This window comes from Viridibacillus arvi, from assembly GCF_001274945.1.
Lineage (GTDB): Bacteria > Bacillota > Bacilli > Bacillales_A > Planococcaceae > Viridibacillus > Viridibacillus arvi.
Genome location: NZ_LILB01000001.1, coordinates 1,438,162 through 1,458,173 on the forward strand (window position 1 = coordinate 1,438,162; position 20,012 = coordinate 1,458,173).

Annotated in this window: 21 protein-coding genes, 1 pseudogene and 2 riboswitches; of the genes and pseudogenes, 4 read left to right on the forward strand and 18 right to left on the reverse strand. The window is 36.3% G+C overall.

Features of this window, described 5'->3' with window-relative positions:
- Positions 1 to 8: 8 nt before the first annotated feature.
- From AMD00_RS06815 to AMD00_RS06825, 3 genes are read right to left on the reverse strand one after another with little or no spacing between them, the layout of a single operon-like run.
- The gene (locus AMD00_RS06815) at positions 9 to 1,070 is read right to left on the reverse strand and encodes a M24 family metallopeptidase (protein WP_053416289.1); all 1,062 of its coding nucleotides are present in this window, start codon (positions 1,068 to 1,070) and stop codon (positions 9 to 11) included.
- An 18-nt stretch (positions 1,071 to 1,088) separates the two neighbouring features.
- Positions 1,089 to 1,517 (reverse strand): type II 3-dehydroquinate dehydratase, encoded by a 429-nt coding sequence (gene aroQ / locus AMD00_RS06820; protein ID WP_053416290.1) that lies wholly within the window; start codon positions 1,515 to 1,517, stop codon positions 1,089 to 1,091.
- 27 nt (positions 1,518 to 1,544) lie between these two features.
- Entirely contained in the window at positions 1,545 to 1,994 is a 450-nt protein-coding gene (locus AMD00_RS06825) for a hypothetical protein (RefSeq protein ID WP_053416291.1), read from the reverse strand.
- Between the two features lie 181 nt (positions 1,995 to 2,175).
- On the opposite strand from AMD00_RS06825, the gene AMD00_RS06830 reads away from it, so the two are divergent.
- Entirely contained in the window at positions 2,176 to 3,054 is an 879-nt protein-coding gene (locus AMD00_RS06830) for a DUF1385 domain-containing protein (protein ID WP_053416807.1), read from the forward strand.
- A gap of 113 nt (positions 3,055 to 3,167) precedes the next feature.
- The gene (locus AMD00_RS06835) at positions 3,168 to 3,563 is read left to right on the forward strand and encodes a DUF3139 domain-containing protein (protein ID WP_053416292.1); all 396 of its coding nucleotides are present in this window, start codon (positions 3,168 to 3,170) and stop codon (positions 3,561 to 3,563) included.
- A 31-nt stretch (positions 3,564 to 3,594) separates the two neighbouring features.
- Here the strand turns inward: AMD00_RS06835 and AMD00_RS06840 are convergent, their stop codons facing one another.
- From AMD00_RS06840 to AMD00_RS06875, 10 genes and pseudogenes are all read right to left on the reverse strand, one after another.
- Positions 3,595 to 3,945, reverse strand: a complete 351-nt coding sequence (locus AMD00_RS06840) for a hypothetical protein (protein WP_053416293.1) — start codon at positions 3,943 to 3,945, stop codon at positions 3,595 to 3,597.
- Positions 3,946 to 4,017: 72 nt separating this feature from the next.
- Positions 4,018 to 4,587 (reverse strand): HAD-IA family hydrolase, encoded by a 570-nt coding sequence (locus AMD00_RS06845; protein WP_053416294.1) that lies wholly within the window; start codon positions 4,585 to 4,587, stop codon positions 4,018 to 4,020.
- A gap of 962 nt (positions 4,588 to 5,549) precedes the next feature.
- Complete coding sequence (locus tag AMD00_RS06850; protein ID WP_053416295.1) at positions 5,550 to 6,506, reverse strand: acetyl-CoA carboxylase carboxyltransferase subunit alpha; 957 nt, start codon at positions 6,504 to 6,506, stop codon at positions 5,550 to 5,552.
- Positions 6,499 to 7,347 carry an acetyl-CoA carboxylase, carboxyltransferase subunit beta gene (gene accD / locus AMD00_RS06855; protein ID WP_053416296.1) on the reverse strand — a complete coding sequence of 283 codons (849 nt, stop codon included), beginning with the start codon at positions 7,345 to 7,347 and terminating at the stop codon, positions 6,499 to 6,501. The genes AMD00_RS06850 and accD overlap by 8 nt, the downstream gene beginning before the upstream one ends.
- Positions 7,348 to 7,359: 12 nt before the next feature.
- A complete protein-coding gene (locus AMD00_RS23945) occupies positions 7,360 to 7,587 on the reverse strand; it encodes a hypothetical protein (protein ID WP_245639453.1) in 228 nt (75 codons plus the stop codon).
- Positions 7,588 to 7,857: 270 nt separating this feature from the next.
- Positions 7,858 to 8,007 carry a hypothetical protein gene (locus AMD00_RS23950; RefSeq protein ID WP_245639454.1) on the reverse strand — a complete coding sequence of 50 codons (150 nt, stop codon included), beginning with the start codon at positions 8,005 to 8,007 and terminating at the stop codon, positions 7,858 to 7,860.
- A 269-nt stretch (positions 8,008 to 8,276) separates the two neighbouring features.
- A pseudogene (locus AMD00_RS06865) lies at positions 8,277 to 8,479 on the reverse strand (FadR/GntR family transcriptional regulator); the annotation flags it as partial.
- A gap of 289 nt (positions 8,480 to 8,768) precedes the next feature.
- On the reverse strand, positions 8,769 to 8,942 hold the full coding sequence (locus AMD00_RS23180; protein ID WP_157059193.1) for a hypothetical protein: 174 nt from the start codon (positions 8,940 to 8,942) through the stop codon (positions 8,769 to 8,771).
- Positions 8,943 to 9,127: 185 nt separating this feature from the next.
- The gene (locus AMD00_RS06870; protein WP_157059194.1) at positions 9,128 to 11,701 is read right to left on the reverse strand and encodes a vitamin B12-dependent ribonucleotide reductase; all 2,574 of its coding nucleotides are present in this window, start codon (positions 11,699 to 11,701) and stop codon (positions 9,128 to 9,130) included.
- Positions 11,702 to 11,876: 175 nt separating this feature from the next.
- Positions 11,877 to 12,710, reverse strand: coding sequence for a lipoate--protein ligase family protein (locus tag AMD00_RS06875; protein WP_053416298.1), 834 nt, complete (start codon positions 12,708 to 12,710; stop codon positions 11,877 to 11,879).
- Between the two features lie 104 nt (positions 12,711 to 12,814).
- Here AMD00_RS06875 and AMD00_RS06880 point away from each other — a divergent pair, with 104 nt between their 5' ends.
- Together AMD00_RS06880 and AMD00_RS06885 are read left to right on the forward strand one after the other, a co-directional pair.
- Positions 12,815 to 13,195 (forward strand): rhodanese-like domain-containing protein, encoded by a 381-nt coding sequence (locus AMD00_RS06880; RefSeq protein ID WP_053416299.1) that lies wholly within the window; start codon positions 12,815 to 12,817, stop codon positions 13,193 to 13,195.
- Positions 13,196 to 13,301: 106 nt separating this feature from the next.
- Positions 13,302 to 14,567, forward strand: coding sequence for an ATP-binding protein (locus tag AMD00_RS06885; protein ID WP_157059195.1), 1,266 nt, complete (start codon positions 13,302 to 13,304; stop codon positions 14,565 to 14,567).
- 93 nt (positions 14,568 to 14,660) lie between these two features.
- Here AMD00_RS06885 and AMD00_RS06890 read toward each other — a convergent pair whose 3' ends face one another.
- The 5 genes from AMD00_RS06890 to AMD00_RS06910 all read right to left on the reverse strand — a co-directional run bounded on the left by AMD00_RS06890 (position 14,661) and on the right by AMD00_RS06910 (position 19,973).
- Complete coding sequence (locus AMD00_RS06890; protein WP_038186737.1) at positions 14,661 to 14,945, reverse strand: hypothetical protein; 285 nt, start codon at positions 14,943 to 14,945, stop codon at positions 14,661 to 14,663.
- A 186-nt stretch (positions 14,946 to 15,131) separates the two neighbouring features.
- Positions 15,132 to 16,604, reverse strand: coding sequence for an aminomethyl-transferring glycine dehydrogenase subunit GcvPB (gene gcvPB, locus AMD00_RS06895; RefSeq protein WP_053416301.1), 1,473 nt, complete (start codon positions 16,602 to 16,604; stop codon positions 15,132 to 15,134).
- Positions 16,597 to 17,943: an aminomethyl-transferring glycine dehydrogenase subunit GcvPA gene (gene gcvPA / locus AMD00_RS06900; protein ID WP_053416302.1), complete on the reverse strand. Its 1,347-nt coding sequence runs from the start codon at positions 17,941 to 17,943 to the stop codon at positions 16,597 to 16,599. The genes gcvPB and gcvPA overlap by 8 nt, the downstream gene beginning before the upstream one ends.
- Before the next feature lie 26 nt (positions 17,944 to 17,969).
- Complete coding sequence (gcvT, locus tag AMD00_RS06905; protein ID WP_053416303.1) at positions 17,970 to 19,073, reverse strand: glycine cleavage system aminomethyltransferase GcvT; 1,104 nt, start codon at positions 19,071 to 19,073, stop codon at positions 17,970 to 17,972.
- 64 nt (positions 19,074 to 19,137) lie between these two features.
- A riboswitch (glycine riboswitch) is annotated at positions 19,138 to 19,215 on the reverse strand.
- A gap of 3 nt (positions 19,216 to 19,218) precedes the next feature.
- A riboswitch (glycine riboswitch) is annotated at positions 19,219 to 19,312 on the reverse strand.
- Between the two features lie 148 nt (positions 19,313 to 19,460).
- On the reverse strand, positions 19,461 to 19,973 hold the full coding sequence (locus AMD00_RS06910; protein ID WP_053416304.1) for a shikimate kinase: 513 nt from the start codon (positions 19,971 to 19,973) through the stop codon (positions 19,461 to 19,463).
- Positions 19,974 to 20,012 lie beyond the last annotated feature (39 nt).

A 20,012-nucleotide genomic window follows, 5' to 3' on the forward strand; every position in this document is an offset into this window, starting at 1 on the left:
ATATTACTTTATAAAATGATTAGTTCTTTTGTGGAATGAGTTAGTTTTTCATTACCTGTCTCTGTGATTAATGTATCGTCCTCAATACGGACACCACCGATACCTGGTAGATAAATACCAGGTTCACATGTCACGACCATACCTGGTTCTAATACAATAGGTGAACGGAACGATAATCCAGGACCTTCATGTACTTCTAAACCAATTCCATGACCTGTTGAATGGCCAAATGCCTCACCATATCCATGTGCTTTAATATAATCACGTGTTACTGCATCAGCTTCAATACCTGTCATACCTGGTTTAAACTGCTCTAATCCAAGTAATTCAGCATTTAATACAATGTTGTAAATTTCCTTCAATTGATCTGAAGGCTCACCAACTGCAACTGTACGTGTTGTATCAGAGATATAGCCATTATAGAGCGCACCAAAATCTAAAGTGACAAAATCACCATTTTCTATTATTTTATCAGTTGCAACGCCATGTGGCAATGCCGAGCGTACACCTGATGCAACAATTATATCAAAAGAAGATGAAGTTGCTCCTTGTTTTCGCATGAAGAATTCCAATTCATTTGATACTTCTAATTCTGTTTTGCCAGCTTTAATAAATGTTAGTATATGCTCGAATGCCGCATCCGCTATTTCACAAGCGACCTTAATAATATTAATCTCTTGTTCCGTCTTAATCAAGCGGATTTTTTCTACTAAACCTGAAACTCCTACTAAATCGGTTTTTAAATGTTTCGAATATACTTCAAAGGTGCTATAACTAACGTCTTCTTTCTCAAATGCTAATGTTTTGATACCCATCTGTTGTACTTGAGTAGCAATTTCTTCAATGATTGTAGCTTGGTGTTGTACAATTCGATAATCTTGTACTTGTTTCGCAGCTTGTTCAGTGTATCGGAAATCTGTAATAAAAACTGCATCATTTTGTGAAACAATAGCTACCCCTGATGTTCCAGTAAAATCAGTCATATAACGACGATTATAATCATTTGTAATAAGTATCGCATCAAGCCCTTGTTCTTGTAATGCTGCTCTTAATTTTTTTAGTTTTTCCATTATAGTCAATTCCCCCTGTTATTGTTCTAAAAACATGCGTAATGCAAGTTGGTATCCCTTTGTCCCCAATCCAGAAATTTGTCCCAAACACTCTGGTGCTAAATAAGAATGGTGACGGAATTCTTCACGTTTATGTATATTCGAGATATGCACCTCAATGACAGGTACATTTACAGAAGCGATAGCATCACGTATCGCAACACTTGTATGTGTATATGCACCTGGATTAAAGACAATGCCAGCAATTTCATCGTCTTCAGCGTCATGAATCCAGTCGATCAACTGGCCTTCATGATTGGACTGCTTTAACTCAATTGTGGCACCAAACTCACCCGCTAGCTTTTGAAGGGCTTTATCTATATCTAGAAGAGTTTCCGAGCCATATATTCCTGGCTCTCTCTTACCTAATCGATTTAAATTAGGCCCATTTAAACATAAGTACTTCATATCTCTCCCCCTCCCATTTTGATGAATTTATTTTACCACATCAGTATTATAAGGTATTTTACTTCGGGTGTCTAAACTTTCTGCTTTTTTATGGAACATTGCGGTTTCTACTATAAAACGTAAATGCATAGCAATTATGACGAAGATAGGAATCGATACTTTTTTTAACTCTACCGTACCAAACATCCACCACTGTAATCCGAACAGCAGAATAATACTCAATCCCATCGCGGCTATATCCGCACGAATAGCAATACAAAGTTCACTTAAATAAAAAATCACTATGGCAAAAACAAACAACACAATTGCTAATGTCGTCCATTTAAATAATGGTGTATGTCCACTAAACAAATGCCAATGCTTAGACCAACCGATTGGACTCCAATGAATGATTGAAAATAGTTGTAGTAATCGTAGACAAACAGTAAATGACACTGCACTTACAATAGATGTCCAAAACAAGACATGAATTTTCAAAACACAACACTCCTTTTTTACAAGCATTGCCTCATTTTCAAAAGCTATTCTTTTCCTAGAGCTTTTTTATAATTTTTAGTACAATAAGAACAGTTGAATATACAAAAAGAGAGCGGTGTGGCAAGTGAAGGATCAACCTCAGACTCCTGTTTACGGGGGACAAGCATTAATTGAGGGCGTAATGATGGGCGGTAAAGAACATACTGTATCCGCAATTCGCCGTAATGATGACTCAATAGAGTATTTCTATGTTAAAAAAGAAAAAAAGCCAGCGCTTCAAAGGTTGAAAAAGATTCCATTTATTAGAGGAATAGTTGCTATTATTGAATCAGCTGCAAACGGCTCCAAGCATTTGCAATTTGCAGGTGATCGCTATGATGTCAATCCAGGCGAAGAAGTTGAAGAATCTGCTGAAGAGGGTTCGAAGCTCCAAATGATTTTAGGAGTAGCCGCAATTGGCGTACTTTCATTCCTTTTCGGTAAATTTATTTTCACATTGATTCCTGTATTCTTGGCACAACTTTTCCATACATGGTTTCCTGGAAAAGTCGCACAAATTTTGTTAGAGAGTGGTTTCAAACTAGTATTACTACTCAGTTATATTTATTTTGTATCACTGACTCCACTTATTAAACGTGTTTTCCAGTACCACGGCTCTGAACATAAGGTCATAAACTGTTATGAAAACGGTCTCCCTTTAACAGTAGAAAATGTACAAGATCAATCACGTTTACACTACAGATGTGGTAGTAGTTTTATGTTATTTACAGTTATCGTAGGTATGTTCATCTACTTCCTAGTACCAACAGATCCGTTCTGGCTACGTATTGTGGATCGAATCTTATTAATCCCAGTTGTACTTGGAGTGGCTTTTGAAGTATTACAATGGACTAATGCTTGTCGGAATATACCAGTACTGCGCTATTTAGGTTATCCTGGTTTATGGCTTCAATTACTTACAACAAAAGAACCCAAAGACGATCAAGTAGAAGTTGCTATTGCTTCATTTAATAAATTATTAGAAATCGAGAAAGACCCTAAAAATATCAAATTAAACTAACAGAAACGTAGAAGGGCTCAGTGAGCACTCCTACGTTTTTCTTATTGTTGATAAATTGACATTTTACACAAATATGTTTAATTGGTATATTTTAATAAAGGAGGTTCTTTCTATTGAAGAAAAGACTTTTTGTTATTTCTGCTGTTTTTATATTTATTAGTAGTCTATCTTCTTTGTTAATTTATATTATCAAAAACGGCAATCCTTATACGATGCTTTTAGTTCAATATCATATGAAAAAACATATGGAAGGAAACGACATTACTGAAGATATGTTAGTTCCCGATAAATCTGGTTACATAGAACCTAAACAAGTAGTACACAAAGATTATTATCGTGGGCTATTTCAATTACGATTTAAAGATGAACCACAAATTACTTATTATTACGGACTACATAAAGAAAATAAAGCGATCATTCAATTTTGCAAAGAGAATCCGTTAGTTGTACGCTCCTTTAAAAAGGCGAAACATAGTGAAGAAGTTTGTACAAATGCCTATAATAAATAAAATAAAAAATCTGTGCATAATTTGCACAGATTTATTTGTTTTTACTAGCGCGAAGCTTTTGAATTCCTTTTGCTCCAAAGTAACCAATTACCCAAAACACAAGAAAATATAAACCATATCCCCATGCAGAGCTGTTTAATACCGTAAAGAGGATAATGATAAAAGCAATATAAGAAACTGCTAATGCAATCCAAGGATTAATATTATTTAAAGCACATGAAATTCCCTGCACTAAAAAAGTTAAAGGAAAAATAAGGACTAAGCTAAGTAGGAAATAGAATTTGTTTGCTTCATCATTTCCAAAAGCTCCTGTTAAAGTCATTGCGATAACACCTAACATCGCAAACGCCGGGAAGAAAATACCCGAAATTTTATTACCCACATGATCACTCCTAACAAATTGTCTTCATTTTATCATGAATGTTCACATAGGTGGGGAATTAAAAAAATACGTTTAATTGTTTAATTTTACTACTTTAAAAAAATCATTATAATCATTTATTTGAAAGTCTGCCGCTTCACAATTCCCCCCATACATACAACTCATCATCCCTATTTTCTTCGCAGGGATTAAATCGAGTTCCCTATCTCCGATCGCTAGATCTAAATCATATTTATCATGTAAATATTGATAAGAAGTCGGATCAGGCTTGCGTGGATAACCATTATCAACAGTGACAATTTCAATGAAATATTTTTCAAAACCGTAGTATTGGAGAATATCCAAAACAGGCTTTCGCTCCTTATGTGTCATAATTACATTTTTGTTTGCAAATCGTAAAATTTTCTCAACGTTAGGAAACGGCTTTATACTACTTGGCGGTATCTCTAAATTAAGCTTTTTAACTTCTTTTATTTGTTCATCTGATAATTTAAAATATTTAAATGCATGTGTTGCAGAGATCTTCAATTCTCGATAAATATCTTCTCGTACGACTGTACCATTCAGTACTTTATATAAATTTTCTGTATACGCTGGATATGTATCAAATAAAGTACCATCAAAATCCCATAATATATTCATAATACCCCTCCTGATTTTTACAAACAAAGTATTTATTTTAATCACTTAATTAATATGACCTCATAAAAGTTGTTGTAATTTTACATAGTATATCGCCTTTATTTTACCTTGGAAACATTCACGCTTAAATTCCCTGGATATAATATAGCAATATTGCTTACTAAGCCTAACCAAAGGTCTATAAAATTTCTCATCTTTTAATCTTCCAATCAATAGAATTTAATATATTCATATTATAATCAATTCCGCTTCCTTGACCATAACCCTCTTTAAATTTCCCTTCATATAATTTCGAACGCTTTTTTTAGCCTTCTAATCTCTTCTGATTAACTTTCTTTAATTGTAATAAAATAATAACAATCTCTTATGGATATGATATCCACAGAAGTTGTTTTATCAAACTTTGTTATAAATGATCAGTCTTTTTTATAAAACTACACATCAACTAAGCTGTTTAATTTAAAAACCAGTAAAAACACTCAAATATCATTCGAGTGTTTTTGTATAATCTTTTACTTCTTTGAAAAAATCATTTTTGCCACTTTTCATGAATACTCACCTAGAAAAAAAATAACCTCTTACGGACATCATACCCGAAGAGGTTATTTCTTATCTAACTTTATTACGTGTTATCAAACTTTATTATAAATGATCAATCTTTATTTAAAGACGTGTTGGTTTGGAATAAAGTTTGATTAAAAGTTTGTTGCAATCGTTGATTTTATAATAGAAGAAACGAACGCATTTTGAAAAAAGTTTGATCAAAATGCGTGGGTTTTATTTAAATGCGAAGTTATTTTTATCAAACTATATTACAAATAATCGAACTTTATTATAAATGATCAATCTTTTTTACAAACTACAACTCTTTTTTCTTCCATCATTAGGATATTAATTTATTTAAGAAACATTTTTTATCTCTTTACGAACAAATTCACATGTCAAATAACCTAAAAATGAATTTAAACTTCTGTATATTGTCCAATCTTTCTGAATTTCTCATAGCGATCTTCAATTAATTGTTCGCCATTTAGAGAATTCAATGCTTTTAGTGTGACGCTTATACATTCTTTTATATAAGATGCTTGCTTCGCAACATTGCGGTGTGCTCCACCAGTTATTTCAGGGATTATTCCATCAATAACGTCGAGCTCTTTTAAGTCAGGTGCTGTTATACGCATTGCTTCTGCAGCTTGCTTCCCTAGGCTACCATCTCGCCATAAGATCGATGCAGCCCCTTCAGGCGAGATAACCGAATACGTTGAGTTCTCTAACATAAAGACGCGATTAGCTACCCCTAATGCAATGGCACCCCCACTTCCGCCTTCCCCAATAACAATACTAATAACTGGTACTGTTAGAATCGCCATTTCAGAGAGAGTTCTAGCAATGGCTTCACTTGGGCCGCGTTCCTCGGCTGCCTTACCCGGATAGGCTCCTTTTGTATCAATAAAACAAATAATTGGGCGCTTAAATTTCTCAGCTTGCTTCATTAAGCGTAATGCCTTACGATATCCTTCAGGGTGTGGCATACCAAAATTTCGTCGAATATTTTCTTTAGTTGATTTTCCGCGTTGATGTCCAACAATTGTTACGGGCTGTTCTTCAAAGAGAGCAATTCCTCCAAGAATAGCTGCATCATCACCAAATGTACGATCTCCATGTAACTCAATAAAGTTTTCACACATAGCTTCTATATATTGTAAAGTAGTTGGTCGTTCTGGATGTCTAGCAACCTGTACACGATCCCATGGCTTCATATTGGCATAAATAGATTGTTCTAGCTGTGATAGACGTGTTTCAAGCTTTTCGATTTCGCTTGTCATATCTACATCTGCCTCTGTAGCAATCGTTTTTAATTCATCAATTTTTTCTCGTAATTGTACTACTGGTTCTTCAAAAGCTAAATTTTTAGACATGTTGCACACCGCCTTTTGTATGCATTTTTACAAGCATTGCTACTTGGTTTCGTAAATCTTTTCGATGGAAGATTGCATCAAGCTGACCATGCGCTAGTAAAAACTCTGACTTTTGGAAATCATTTGGTAATTTTTCTCTTAATGTTTGTTCGATTACACGGCGACCAGCAAAGCCAATCAATGCTTGTGGTTCTGCAATATTAATATCTCCAACAGAAGCAAAGCTTGCTGAAACGCCACCGTATGTAGGGTGCGTCATGATCGAAATAAATAATAGTCCTTCTTCACTATGACGTTTTAATTCCACACTCGTTTTTACCATTTGCATTAATGATAGAATACCTTCTTGCATGCGCGCTCCACCACTAGCAGAAAAGATAATAACAGGTACACGTAATTCAATAGCTTTTTCAACGGCACGTGTGATTTTTTCTCCTACAACGGAGCCCATTGAGCCCATACGGAAATGAGAATCCATAATTGCTACAACAATTTCTTCTCCATCAAGAGTACCTAACCCAGTCAGTACAGCTTCGCTTAATCCCGTTTGTTGTTTAGCCACTGAAATTTTTTCTACATAATCAGGGAAATTTAGTGGATTACTTGTTTGTAAATGATCATCCATTGAAACAAATGAACCTTCATCTAAGAAATATGTTACGCGCTCCTGTGCAGTCATTTTGAAATGATGGTCGCATTTTGTACACACTTTATGATTTTTTTCTAATTCCTTTGTTAACTGAATGTGACGGCATTCTGGACATTTTGTTATAAGTCCTTCTGGAAATCCCTTTTCCTGTCCGTCCTCTTTCTTTTTACTAAATAAGCTACGTATTGCCATGTTTTACTCCCCCTATGTTTGTCTAAATGCCTTGTTCAGCATTTGGTTCGTAAGAGCTTTTAATGCTTCTTTTTCATAGCCAAGCTGCATCGATTTCAACATAGTTTGAATGATTAATTTTTCTTCTTCTGTTGAGTTTCGATTTAAACGGTCACCGGCATAAACTGCTAATTGAAACCAGACTTTTAGTGAAAAACGATTTCTGACGTGATGATTATTTCTCGTAAAACATCCAGACAATTAATCGTACCTCTAACTCTAGCTTTACAAAAAAACTGTCCCACACAGGTAGTGTTCGCAGAGTCACTGTACAACTTATAACGCGAATGGCTTCCTTTTCATGAATTTGTCGCGTTAATTCGACATCCTTTTTTTGATTTTTTTAATCTTCTAATATAAACATCGACAAAATTTCTACGAGCTGATGCTATTGTGTAGAAGCTAGAAACGTACCTCACCTATGTCTCGTTTTAATAAGACCTAACAACTCTAAACTTCACAATGCCTCTCTCACAGAGGATCGCCCGACACCCAGACGTTCTGAAAGGGCTCATTCGGAAGGTACTTTTCACCAGCCTGTATTTTTTCCATTTTTATAAGTTGTCGTAATTGTTGGACGATATCTAAAAACACTTTCTTTTGTTCGGTTTTTTTATCCATACGATCAACTCCTCGGTCAATCTATTCGCCTTGGAATAATTATTGCTGTCGCTTTCCTTTCGCGCAGATAAACAATGCATCCAAAGGCTTTATCTTCATTCAGTAGGTATTTCGATACCTACTATAAAGAAACAAAATCCACCACCTTCAGATGATGGCGTCTCTTACTGAATGAATCCAAAAGTGGTCTGGCCACTTTTGAAGTTGGCTTTATCTTACAAAATTTCTACGAGCTGATGCTTTTGTGTAGAAGCTAGAAACGTACCTCACCTATGTCTCGTTTTAATAAGACCTAACAACTCTAAACTTCGCAATGCCTCTCTCTCAGAGGATCGCCCGACACCCAGACGTTCTGAAAGGGCTCGTTCGGAAGGTACTTTTCACCAGCCTGTATTTTTTCTATTTTAATAAGTTGTCGTAATTGTTGGACGATATCTAAAAACACTTTCTTTTGTTCGGTTTTTTTATCCATACGATCAACTCCTCGGTCAATCTATTCGCCTTGGAATAATTATTGCTGTCGCTTTCCTTTCGCGCAGATAAACAATGCATCCAAAGGCTTTATCTTCATTCAGTAGGTGTTTGGATACCTACTAAAAAGAAACAAAATCCACCACCTTCAGATGATGGCGTCTCTTACTGAATGAATTCAAAAGTGGTCTGGCCACTTTTGAAGTTGGATTTATCTTACAAAATAATTATTTGAAAGTAAAGAAAAAACTGCATAAAAATTTATGCAGTTTCTAAAATTCCCTTCAATTTCATATTCTTTTCGTCGTTTGTGCATATTTTATTTTCACTTGAGGTCTACCAAAGCGCTTTTCAAGCGTTCTCTCAATGTAAAGCAATTCATCTTCTAGTAAAAGCTCTTGAACAAGATGAAAAACTTGCGGGAATAAGGTTACAGAAACCGTTCCAAACTCATCCTGAAGCATGTAAACGGCGACCTACAAGGAAAGCACGTACCTGGCATCGTCCGGACGTGGCCCACTGAGCCAATACCCAGGGTTATTAATCGAAACTTTTTTATAATCGTCGCGACTTTATTTTAAACATCGTATCCTTTTTATAAACATCGCAACTTTATTTCAATTCTACAAGACGACAAGTAGCTCAAGCCTTAAAGACCACATTTAAGTTGTGCACCACAGTTAGTGCATGTGTTACAACCGCCTAGTTCTTCGACTGTTCCTTTGCGACATACTGGGCATGTGTTACCGACTTCAGAGCCGATTGTTACGTTTGTTGAACGTAAGTCTTGAATTGTATCGATTAAGACAACTGGACGTTTTTCAGTCACTTGTTCTTCTTGTAGAGTGTCCTCATCCATAACATTTTCTTCTGCTTTTAGAGTTAGTACTTGTGAATCACGGCTACCATCAACATAAACCGTACCGCCTTTAGCGCCACCGTTGTATAAGCGTTCGTACACTTTTTGTACTTGATCTACAGTGTAACCACGTGGTGCGTTTACTGTTTTAGAGATTGAGCTATCAATCCAGCGTTGGATAATACATTGTACATCTGCGTGTGCTTCTGGAGCTAATTCCATAGCAGTTACAAACCATTCAGGAAGGTTTGCTTCATCTGCATCTGGATTAGCAGCTAAATATTCTTGTACTATATCAGCTTTTACTTCAATAAATTTACCAAGACGACCACTACGGTAGTAAGTAAATGAGAAGTATGGTTCTAATCCAGTAGAAACGCCAACCATTGTTCCTGTCGAGCCTGTAGGAGCTACAGTTAGTAGGTGCGAGTTACGAATACCACCTTCAAGTACTGCTTCACGGATATGCTCAGGCATTTTTTGCATGAATCCAGTTTCTGTAAAGCGTTTGCGAAGTGCTAATGTTTCAGCTTCTGTTTCTCCTGTTAAGAATGGGAAACTACCTCGTTCTTTTGCAAGTTCAGTAGAAGCTTCGTAAGCTGTCGTCGCAATCGTCTTGAAGATTTCATCAACAAGGATGTTACCTTCTTCAGAGCCATATTCTTTTTCGCAGTAGATAAGTAAATCAGCCATTCCCATAACACCTAGTCCAACACGGCGTTCGCCTAATGCTTGTACTTTATTGTCTTCAAGGAAGTATGGTGTAGCATCGATTACATTATCTTGCATACGTACTCCGACACGAACAGTTTCTTTCAATGCTTCAAAGTCCACTGTTTTCGTATCTTTTTGAGCAAATTGCGCTAAGTTTACAGCTGCCAAGTTACAAACTGAATATGGTGCAAGTGGTTGCTCGCCACATGGGTTTGTTGCTACAACTTTCTGACCATATGCTTTTGCATTTGTCATGTCGTTTGCGTTATCGATGAAGAAAATACCTGGTTCTGCTGAGTAAGTTGCACAGATATTGATCAAGTTCCAAAGTTCACGTGCTTTTACTTTACGGTACGTGTGTACTGCATGTCCCATTTCAGCCCATTCACGAACATCGCCAACTTCATGCCATGTCTCGTTATAAATTTTCATTTCTTCAGCATTATATGATTCAACCGCTGGGAATCGTAAGTCAAATTCAGCATCAGCTTCTACAGCTTCCATGAATTCATTTGTGATTGTAACAGAAATATTCGCACCTGTTAGGAATTCAGCATTATGCACGCTGTATGTTCCACCATCACGTAATTTCGTCTCAGCATCACGAATAATTGCTTCATTAAACCCACCGACACCAGGGATAGTTTTATAGTTAGTAATACCTTGATACATCGCTTCTTCTTGCTGCGTTAAAGGTTTGAATTTTAGTTTTTCTTTTGCTAAACGTTGAATTGTTTCATCCGTTGTATTTTCGATTAAGAAACGTAAAATACGAGGATTTTGCATTTTTGAAATAATAAATTCAATAATATCTGGGTGCCAATCTGCTAACATAATCATTTGTGCACCACGACGTGATCCACCTTGTTCTACAAGATGAGTCAACTTAGCAATATCATCAAGCCATGAAACAGATCCTGATGATTTACCGTTTACACCACGAGCAAGCGTGTTTCGTGGACGTAATGTAGAACCATTAGTACCTACACCGCCACCGCGACTCATAATTTCCATTACTTGTTTACGATGATCACTAATGCCTTCACGAGAGTCTGCTACAAATGGCATTACGTAACAGTTAAAATAAGTAACATCTGTTCCTGCGCCTGCTCCGTATATAACACGTCCCGCTGGAATAAAGTTTAACTTCACTAATTGCTCGTAGAATTTTTCATACCATTCTTGGCGTTTTTCTTCTGTTTTTTCAACCGCTGCTAGGCCAGTTGCATTACGTTTTGCAATTTGTTCGTAAAAGACTTCAAGAGGCTTCTCAATAACGTCTAAAGAACGTGTGACAATTCCTGATTGTTGTTCAGAATCATCATCAATAGCACTTCTATAATCTGCTTCAATCAGCACTTCTGCTGTATTCTTTTCTGGATTAATTGAAACGATATAACCAAGACCACGTGCTGGGAATTTAGGGTCAGCTTTGACCGTTAAAACAACAAAATCCCCTGCTTTTAGCGTTTTCTTTTCTGTATCTTTAAAAGAATAACGGTCGATCATGACTAATCGAGACACACCTTTATGTGTTATATGCATGTCCTCTGTGATGGCATGAACTTGTGGAAATTGTTGAATATCATTATTTAATTGTTGTACATTAATCGTCTGATTATGATGCTGTGAAGCAAGTACCATTATCATTCGCCTCCCTATTTAGATCGCGCTTTAAATACTATATATAGTGTTTATCCAAGACATTACGATACTATATATTGATAAGAAAAGCAAATAAGGTGATTTTGAGCAAAATGTTGATTTAACAACATTGAAAGCGATTTTTCAATTTTAGCGAAACTAAAATAAGCCAAAAAGACTACTATTTTCTAAAATTCCATTCATCACTTTCATAGCGAGTTTTCGCTAAATTATTAACAAAATCCATTTGTTCCTTCGTTAACGTGTAAGGTACAAGTTCTATGTCTAATCCGTCCTCAAATCCTTTACGGAAAGCAGATATACATGTTTCAACATCGACAGGTTTTTGGGCTAACTGATTAATAGCTACCGCTTTTTGTGGTAAATGTTTGCGCATTCGCTCTTTTGAAGCTTCCGATGGAAATTTAAAAAGAGAAATCAATTTTTCATCATCGAGATCGATTAATATCGCTCCATGTTGTAAAATGACACCTTCTTGTCGCGTTTGTGCACTACCTGCTACCTTCTTACCTTCTACTACTAATTCATACCAACTTGGTGCATCAAAACAAACTGCGCTCTTCGGAGTTTTTAAATCTGCTCGCTTTTCTTCGGAATCAGGGATAGAAAAATACGCATCTAACCCTAAGTTTCGGAATCCTAGTAATAAGCCTTCACTTAATACTCTATAAGCTTCCGTCACCGTTTTAGGCATGTCTGGGTAGTCTTCATTAACAATGATGCTATATGTTAGTTCATGTTCATGTAAGACTGCACGACCGCCAGTCGGACGGCGTACAAATCCCACATTTAATTTATGTAATTGTTCAAAATCAATATCTTTTTCTGCACGTTGAAAATAACCAATAGAAAGTGTTGCTGGATTCCATTCGTAAAATCGTATTACTGGTGGAATTAAACCTTTACTATGCCAATGTAGGAGTGCTTCATCTAATGCCATATTGAATGCAGGGCTACAAGGACCCGAATTAATAAAATACCATGTTGTTTTCATTTGGTCTCCTCCTTATAATCAACTTATCTATTTTAACAAACTCATTGGACTATCGCTACATGTTCTTTTATAATATTACTGTAGATAGAAAGGGGTAAGACGATTTGAGTTGGTTATATACATTAGCAATTGTTTTATTTGTAGTGATTGTATATGCTTTAGTGAACGCTCTTCGTTTCAAAAAAGCAGTTACAACATTAACACAAGAAGAATTTATTGAAGGTTATCGTAAAGCGCAATTAATAGATGTGCGTGAGCCAAAAGAATTTGACGGTGGTCATATTCTAGGTGCTCGTAACGTTCCAACCTCACAACTTCGTCAACGCTATAAAGAAATTCGCCCAGACAAACCTGTTTACTTGTATTGCCAAAATGCAGGACGCAGTGCACGTGCTGCTATGTTATTAAAGAAAAAAGGCTATGATCAAGTATTCCAATTACAAGGTGGATACAAAAATTGGACAGGCAAAATCAAAGTGAAATAATTTGATTGCGTTGCAAATAAAAAAGAGTCATTTCTATTTTCAACAGAAATGGCTCTCTTTTTTCTTATTTAAATATAAATAAACAACGTCCATAAAGGAGAATATAATGCTAAAATTCTTATATACTTTTCACGAAGATTTGCGACAAGACATTCCTAACTACGCAGATGTATCAGCGGTCTTTGAACGCATCTCAAAAAAACTAAATGAATATCACCCTTCTAATTTTCGTGGCGTGACTGTCGAACTAAATAATTCACAATTTCATCATCATTTGTTAGAAATGATGGAAAAGGAATTAATCCACTATGAAAATTTGAGTCATATATATGCCGCGTTACCTAGTATTGTCTTAAATTCTGTATCGGAAGATCAATTAGATAATCAATTAAAATCGATCAAGACATTTAGTAATTCTTTAATCTACTTCCCTGATTATGAAGTAGCTATTACACAGATTCCTGTATTCCGCTCCGATTCAGAGTGGCCAGAGTTTTTCTATTTTACAACAAGTGCGGATAAAATGATGAATTTTATCGAAGCTGTTCAAGAACAGTTACGTCAAATGCTAATGGAAACCGTTACATACTTAGTTGATGTTCATGATGGTATTAAACGGCGAAGTTACGGTGAAGGAAAGCAAATTACTCGAGATGATGTATTCTTAGAACCTTCACTTAAGCAAGAGATTTTCCGTTCAATTGATGAATTTTTTAAGGAAGGTGGCAATTTCTTTAAACATTATGGCCTTCCTTATAAAAGAGGGATCTTATTATATGGCTCACCAGGAAACGGCAAGACTACGCTTGTAAAGTCCATTACAGGCTCTGTAACAGCTCCTGTTGTCTATTGGCAAATTACTGAGCATACATCAAGTGAATCCATTGAAGAGGTCTTCCGTATGGTAACAAGTTTAGCTCCTGCAATACTTGTTATTGAAGATATTGACTCTATGCCCGAATACACACGTTCTTTATTTTTAAATACACTCGACGGCGCACAATCACGTGAAGGTATTTTTTTAATTGGTACGACCAATTATCCTGACCGCATCGATCCAGCATTAATCAACCGTGCAGGAAGATTTGATCGAGCTTATGAGATTATGAATCCTACAACTGAAATACGTGCTACATATTTACGCAAATTGGATATTCAGCATATTTTCACAGAAGACGAGCTAATGGATGCTGCTAAACTTTCAAAAGAACTTTCAATGTCACAACTCAATGAATTATATATGTCCGTCGCTCTAAATTGGCATTATGATAAAAAACTCGATTACGAGAAATGTATCAAAGATTTACAAAAACAACGTAAAAAGGCATTCCGTAATGAATGGGAAAGAAATGAAGTAAATATAGGATTCTAAGAAAACACCCCCTAGAGAAAGATTTAATCAATCTCTAGGGGGTGTTTTTTCGAATAGGGTTAAATAACGGGTTTGATCACTGAACTTACTGTTTTAATCTATAACAGTTTTTTGCTTATTGATTTCTTGTAAAATTTGTAGATTTGTTAAACCATGTTTATGTAGCAAATCATAAATGATTTTCTTTTCATATTCCATTAGTGCCTTTGTATGCGCATCTGGAGTGAAATAGATTAACGTACTTTGTTCTTTTTGTTGCTTTATGTACAATTCAGAAATTAATTCGTCAACCGTATATTCTTGATAATCCTCTTTTAAGGATTTTAGTAAGTCATTTTGATCATTAGTTGTATCATTGATACTTTTAAAGTAAGCCATGAAAACTCCCCTTTTTTCACACATTGATTCATATTGCATTTATGTTAGCATAGCAATTTTAAAGTCATCTGTCTATGTCCAAGCGATTTTTTCCATAACTAACATGATCTTTTCATTAAGCTATTTATATACAAATCATGAGAAAACCCCTAGCAAGGTGCTAGAGGTTTTCAATATACGAATATATTATACTTCTACTGTTTCTCTTTCGTATCGTAACACCGGGTTACGAGCTGCTCTTGTTTCATCAAGACGGCCAATAACTGTTGTATGTGGTGCATTTTGTACTACTTCTGGTGTTTCTTCTACTTCTTTAGCAATTTGAATCATTGCGTCACAGAAAGCGTCTAATGTTTCTTTTGATTCTGTTTCAGTTGGTTCAATCATTAAACCTTCTTCCACATTTAATGGGAAGTAAGTTGTTGGTGGATGGTAGCCAAAGTCTAACAGTCGTTTTGCCATATCAAGTGTACGGGCGCCAAGTTTTTTCTGGCGGCTTCCACTTAATACAAACTCATGCTTACAGTGACGGTTATATGGTAGATCAAAGTATGGCTCTAATCTTCTCATCATATAGTTTGCATTGATTACTGCATTTTCAGTTACTGCTTTAAGACCATCTGGACCCATTGAACGGATATAAGTATATGCACGAACATTAATACCAAAGTTACCGTAGAATGGCTTCACGCGACCAATTGATTGTGGACGGTCGTAATCGAAGTGATAACCTTCTTCTGTTTTCACTAACACTGGTTTTGGAAGGTATGGAATTAAGTCTGCTTTTACGCCAACTGGACCTGAACCAGGACCGCCACCACCGTGAGGACCAGTGAAAGTTTTGTGTAAGTTTAAGTGAACGCAGTCAAAGCCCATATCACCGGGACGCGCTTTAGACATAACTGCATTTAAGTTTGCACCATCATAATATACTTTACCGCCAACCGAGTGCACGATTTCAGCGATATCTAGAATATGTTCTTCAAAAAGACCTAATGTATTTGGGTTAGTCAACATAAGTGCTGCTGTATCATCCCCAACTAAGCGACGTAAGTCTTCTAAATCTACAAGACCGTTTTCATCAGACTTCACAGTTACTGTATCAAAACCTGCAACTGTTGCTGATGCTGGGTTTGTACCGTGTGCAGAGTCTGGCACAAGTACTTTCGTCCGTTGGAAGTCACCGTTTGCTTCATGGAATGCACGAATCATCATTAATGCAGTCCATTCACCATGTGCACCAGCAGCTGGTTGAAGTGTTACTTCATCCATACCAGTGATCTCGATTAAGTGCTCTTGTAAATCATACATTAACTCAAGTGCACCTTGCACAGTAGACTCATCTTGTAATGGGTGAATATTAGCAAATCCTGCAAAACGTGCAACTGATTCATTAATTTTCGGGTTATATTTCATTGTACATGAACCAAGTGGGTAGAAACCTGAATCTACACCGTGGTTACGGCGAGATAGCGCAGTATAATGACGCATAATATCAAGTTCTGATACTTCAGGAAGTTCCGCTTCTTCTGTACGAATAAATTCGCTTGGTAAGATAGCAGCTAAATCTACTGCTGGTACATCAAGCTCTGATAAACTATAGCCTACGCGACCTTCTGTTGAAAGTTCAAAAATAAGTGGTTGATTGTCGTTATGCATGGAGAGCCCCCATTTCTTGCACAAGTGCATCGATTTCTTCTTTTGTACGTTGTTCAGTAACAGCGATTAGTGCATGATTTTCAAGTGCTGCATCTACTTTACCTAAATCAAAGCCACCAATAATGCCTTTTTCAAAAAGTCCCTTATTAATAGTAGAAACAGATGTATTACACTTCACAACGATCTCGTTGAAATGTGCACCTTTATAAGCTACAGTGAAACCAGCTTTTTCAAAAGTTTCTTTAGCATAGTGTGTTTTTAAAATATTTTGAGTAGCAATTTCTTGCACACCTTTTTTACCTAGAGCTGTCATTGCAACTGAAGCTGCAAGTGCATTTAACGCTTGGTTTGAACAAATATTAGAAGTCGCTTTTTCACGACGAATATGTTGCTCACGTGCTTGTAAAGTTAATACATAACCGCGACGACCTTCATCATCAATTGTTTCACCAATTAAACGGCCAGGTACTTTACGCATTAATTTTTTTGTAACAGCGAAGTAACCACAGTGTGGTCCGCCAAAGCTTTCTGGAATACCGAATGGTTGAGCATCCCCGACAGTAATATCCGCACCCATTTTACCTGGAGGTGTTAGAATACCAAGTGCTAATGGGTTAGAAGATACGATACATAAGCCTTTTGCGTCGTGGATTAAGTCCGCAATTGCTTGTACGTTCTCTACTTGACCGTAGAAGTTTGGATATTGAACCATCACAGCAGCTGTATCTGCATCGATTAATTCTTTTAACGCATCAAGATCAGTGACACCATCTTTTAAAGGAACATTTACTACTTCAATCGATTGACCAAGAGCATATGTTTTAACTACATCATGTGAAACTGGATGAACCGCACCAGAAACTAATAGCTTTTTACGACGAGTATGTGCTGCTGCAAGCATACCAGCTTCAGCAAGAGCTGTCCCACCATCATACATAGATGAGTTCGCTAAATCCATGCCTGTTAATTCTGCAATCATTGTTTGGAATTCGAAAATAGCTTGTAATTCACCTTGTGAAATTTCAGGTTGGTAAGGTGTATAAGCTGTATAGAATTCTGAACGTGAAATAACGTGGTCTACAATAACTGGTTTATAGTGATCATAAACTCCTGCACCTAAGAATGATGCATATTCATCGCTATTTGCATTTTGCTTAGAAAGTTGTGTTAACTCTTTTAATAATGCTGATTCAGATTTTGCAGGTTTAATGTTGTAGTTTCCTTTAAAACGAACTTTTTCTGGGATGTCTGAAAATAATTCATCAACATTAGAAACGCCAATTACATTTAGCATTTCTTTTTGATCTTGCTCAGTCATAGGTAGGTACCGATGCTTCATTCGAAAAAAACCTCTCTTCATGAAAATTATTTTTGGCGTTTATAAAATGGTGTTGCAGTAGTAACCACTTTTAAGCGACGGTTACGGATTTCAATCTCAAGCTCTTGCCCAAGCTCCGCATACTCACTATCGATTAATGCTAAACCGATATTACGTTTCGTTAATGGTGATTGTGTACCAGTTGTTACTTCACCGATTTGAGTATCCCCTTTAAACACTGGGTAACCGTGACGCGGAATACCTTTATCAATCATTTCGATACCAATACTCTTACGTGGTACGCCATTTTCTTTTTGAGCTTGTAATGCCGATTTCCCTACAAAATCTACTTCTTTATTTAATTTCACAACGAAATTAATACCCGCTTCAAGTGGTGAAATATCTTTTGATAATTCTTGACCGTATAGCGGTAAGCAAGACTCAAAACGTAATGTATCACGTGAACCTAAACCACATGGTATTACACCATCAGCTTCTCCTGCTGTTAAGATTTTGCCCCACAAAGCAATGATTGCTTCTGGTGCTGCATAAATTTCAAAGCCGTCTTCACCTGTGTAACCAGTACGAGATGTAATCGTGTCATAACCCGCAATTGATACATTTTGTTCTAAACGGAAAGGTCTAATGTCTTGTAAAGGAGTTTCAGTTAATGTTTGTAATACTTTTTCTGCAAGTGGACCTTGTAATGCTAATTGACCGTATTCATCAGATGCATCTGTTAACTTCACATCACCTGAAACTAATGTCTTCATCCACTCAAAGTCTTTTTCAATATTCGACGCATTAACGATTAATAGATATCGATCTTCTGCTAATTTATAAATGAGTAAGTCATCTACAACGCCACCATTTTCATAGCACATCGCAGTATACTGTGTTTGGTTAATGGCAATTTTCGATACATCATTAGTAACAAGCTTTTGCAAGTAAGCTAAACTTTCTGAACCTTCAACGAAGATTTCACCCATATGAGATACATCAAATAGTCCAGCTTTTGTGCGAACTGCTTCATGCTCGGCTTTAATAGAAGAAAATTGAACAGGCAACTCCCAACCACCAAAATCAATTGTTTTCCCACCATACTTCGAATACTCTTCGAATAAAGGCGTTCTTTTTAATTCATTTGCCACTAATCTTCCTCCTCATTTGTTTAGGACATAAAAAAATGGACAGAGAAATCCTATAAGTAGGATTCTCTGTCCATGCACCTGAAAGTTTTACCATTACGGCTGTCCTCTTTGGTGGCTGTAATCAATACAGCTCTCTCCAGAGTTGCGTCCCGTACGAGTCTTTTTGCCTGAGAGATTCATAACTTTTGTTATTTGCTCCTTCGGCGACGTCTCCAGACGTTCTCTCCCCGTACAATCATCCGCCCAAGATGGAATCTTGGTAGTATTTCCATGTCATTGTTCTATAACAATACGTCTCGTCTATATCCTAACATTGAATAGGGGTATCATGCAATAACTTTTGTAAAATACTTTATAAACGAACATTAACTAGATTTATTCCGTATTTCATTCGCCTTTTAGACGTTTTATTTGAAAAGCTGTATATTCAACAATCTGTTTTAGTGAACGGTTTTCTGTCCGAACCGTGATATGTGTAGCTTCTCTATAAAATTTTCGGCGTTTATAAAATAAATCTTCTAATTCTTGCTTTGTTGAACGTTGGACTATTGGACGGTTCTTATCTTTATGGATTCTCTTCCAAATATCTGAAAATGTCGCATCTAAAAAAAGGACTAGTCCCGTTTGACGCATTATTCTACGATTTTGAGGATTCATCGCTACACCACCACCTGTTGAAATGATGCAAAACTCATCTCGGAAATTCCGTAAAAAATCCGTCTCCAGTTGACGAAAGTGCTCTTCTCCGTATTTTTCAAATATTTCAGGAATCGTCATTTTCTCTCTTCTAACAATTTCCTGGTCCATATCATAGTAGGGCATTTTTAGATAGTAGCTTAAACGTCTACCAATTGCGCTTTTACCACAACCCATAAACCCTACTAAATATACTTTTCTCATTTTTTCACCTTCTCATCAACGACGACTGTTACTCTGTGC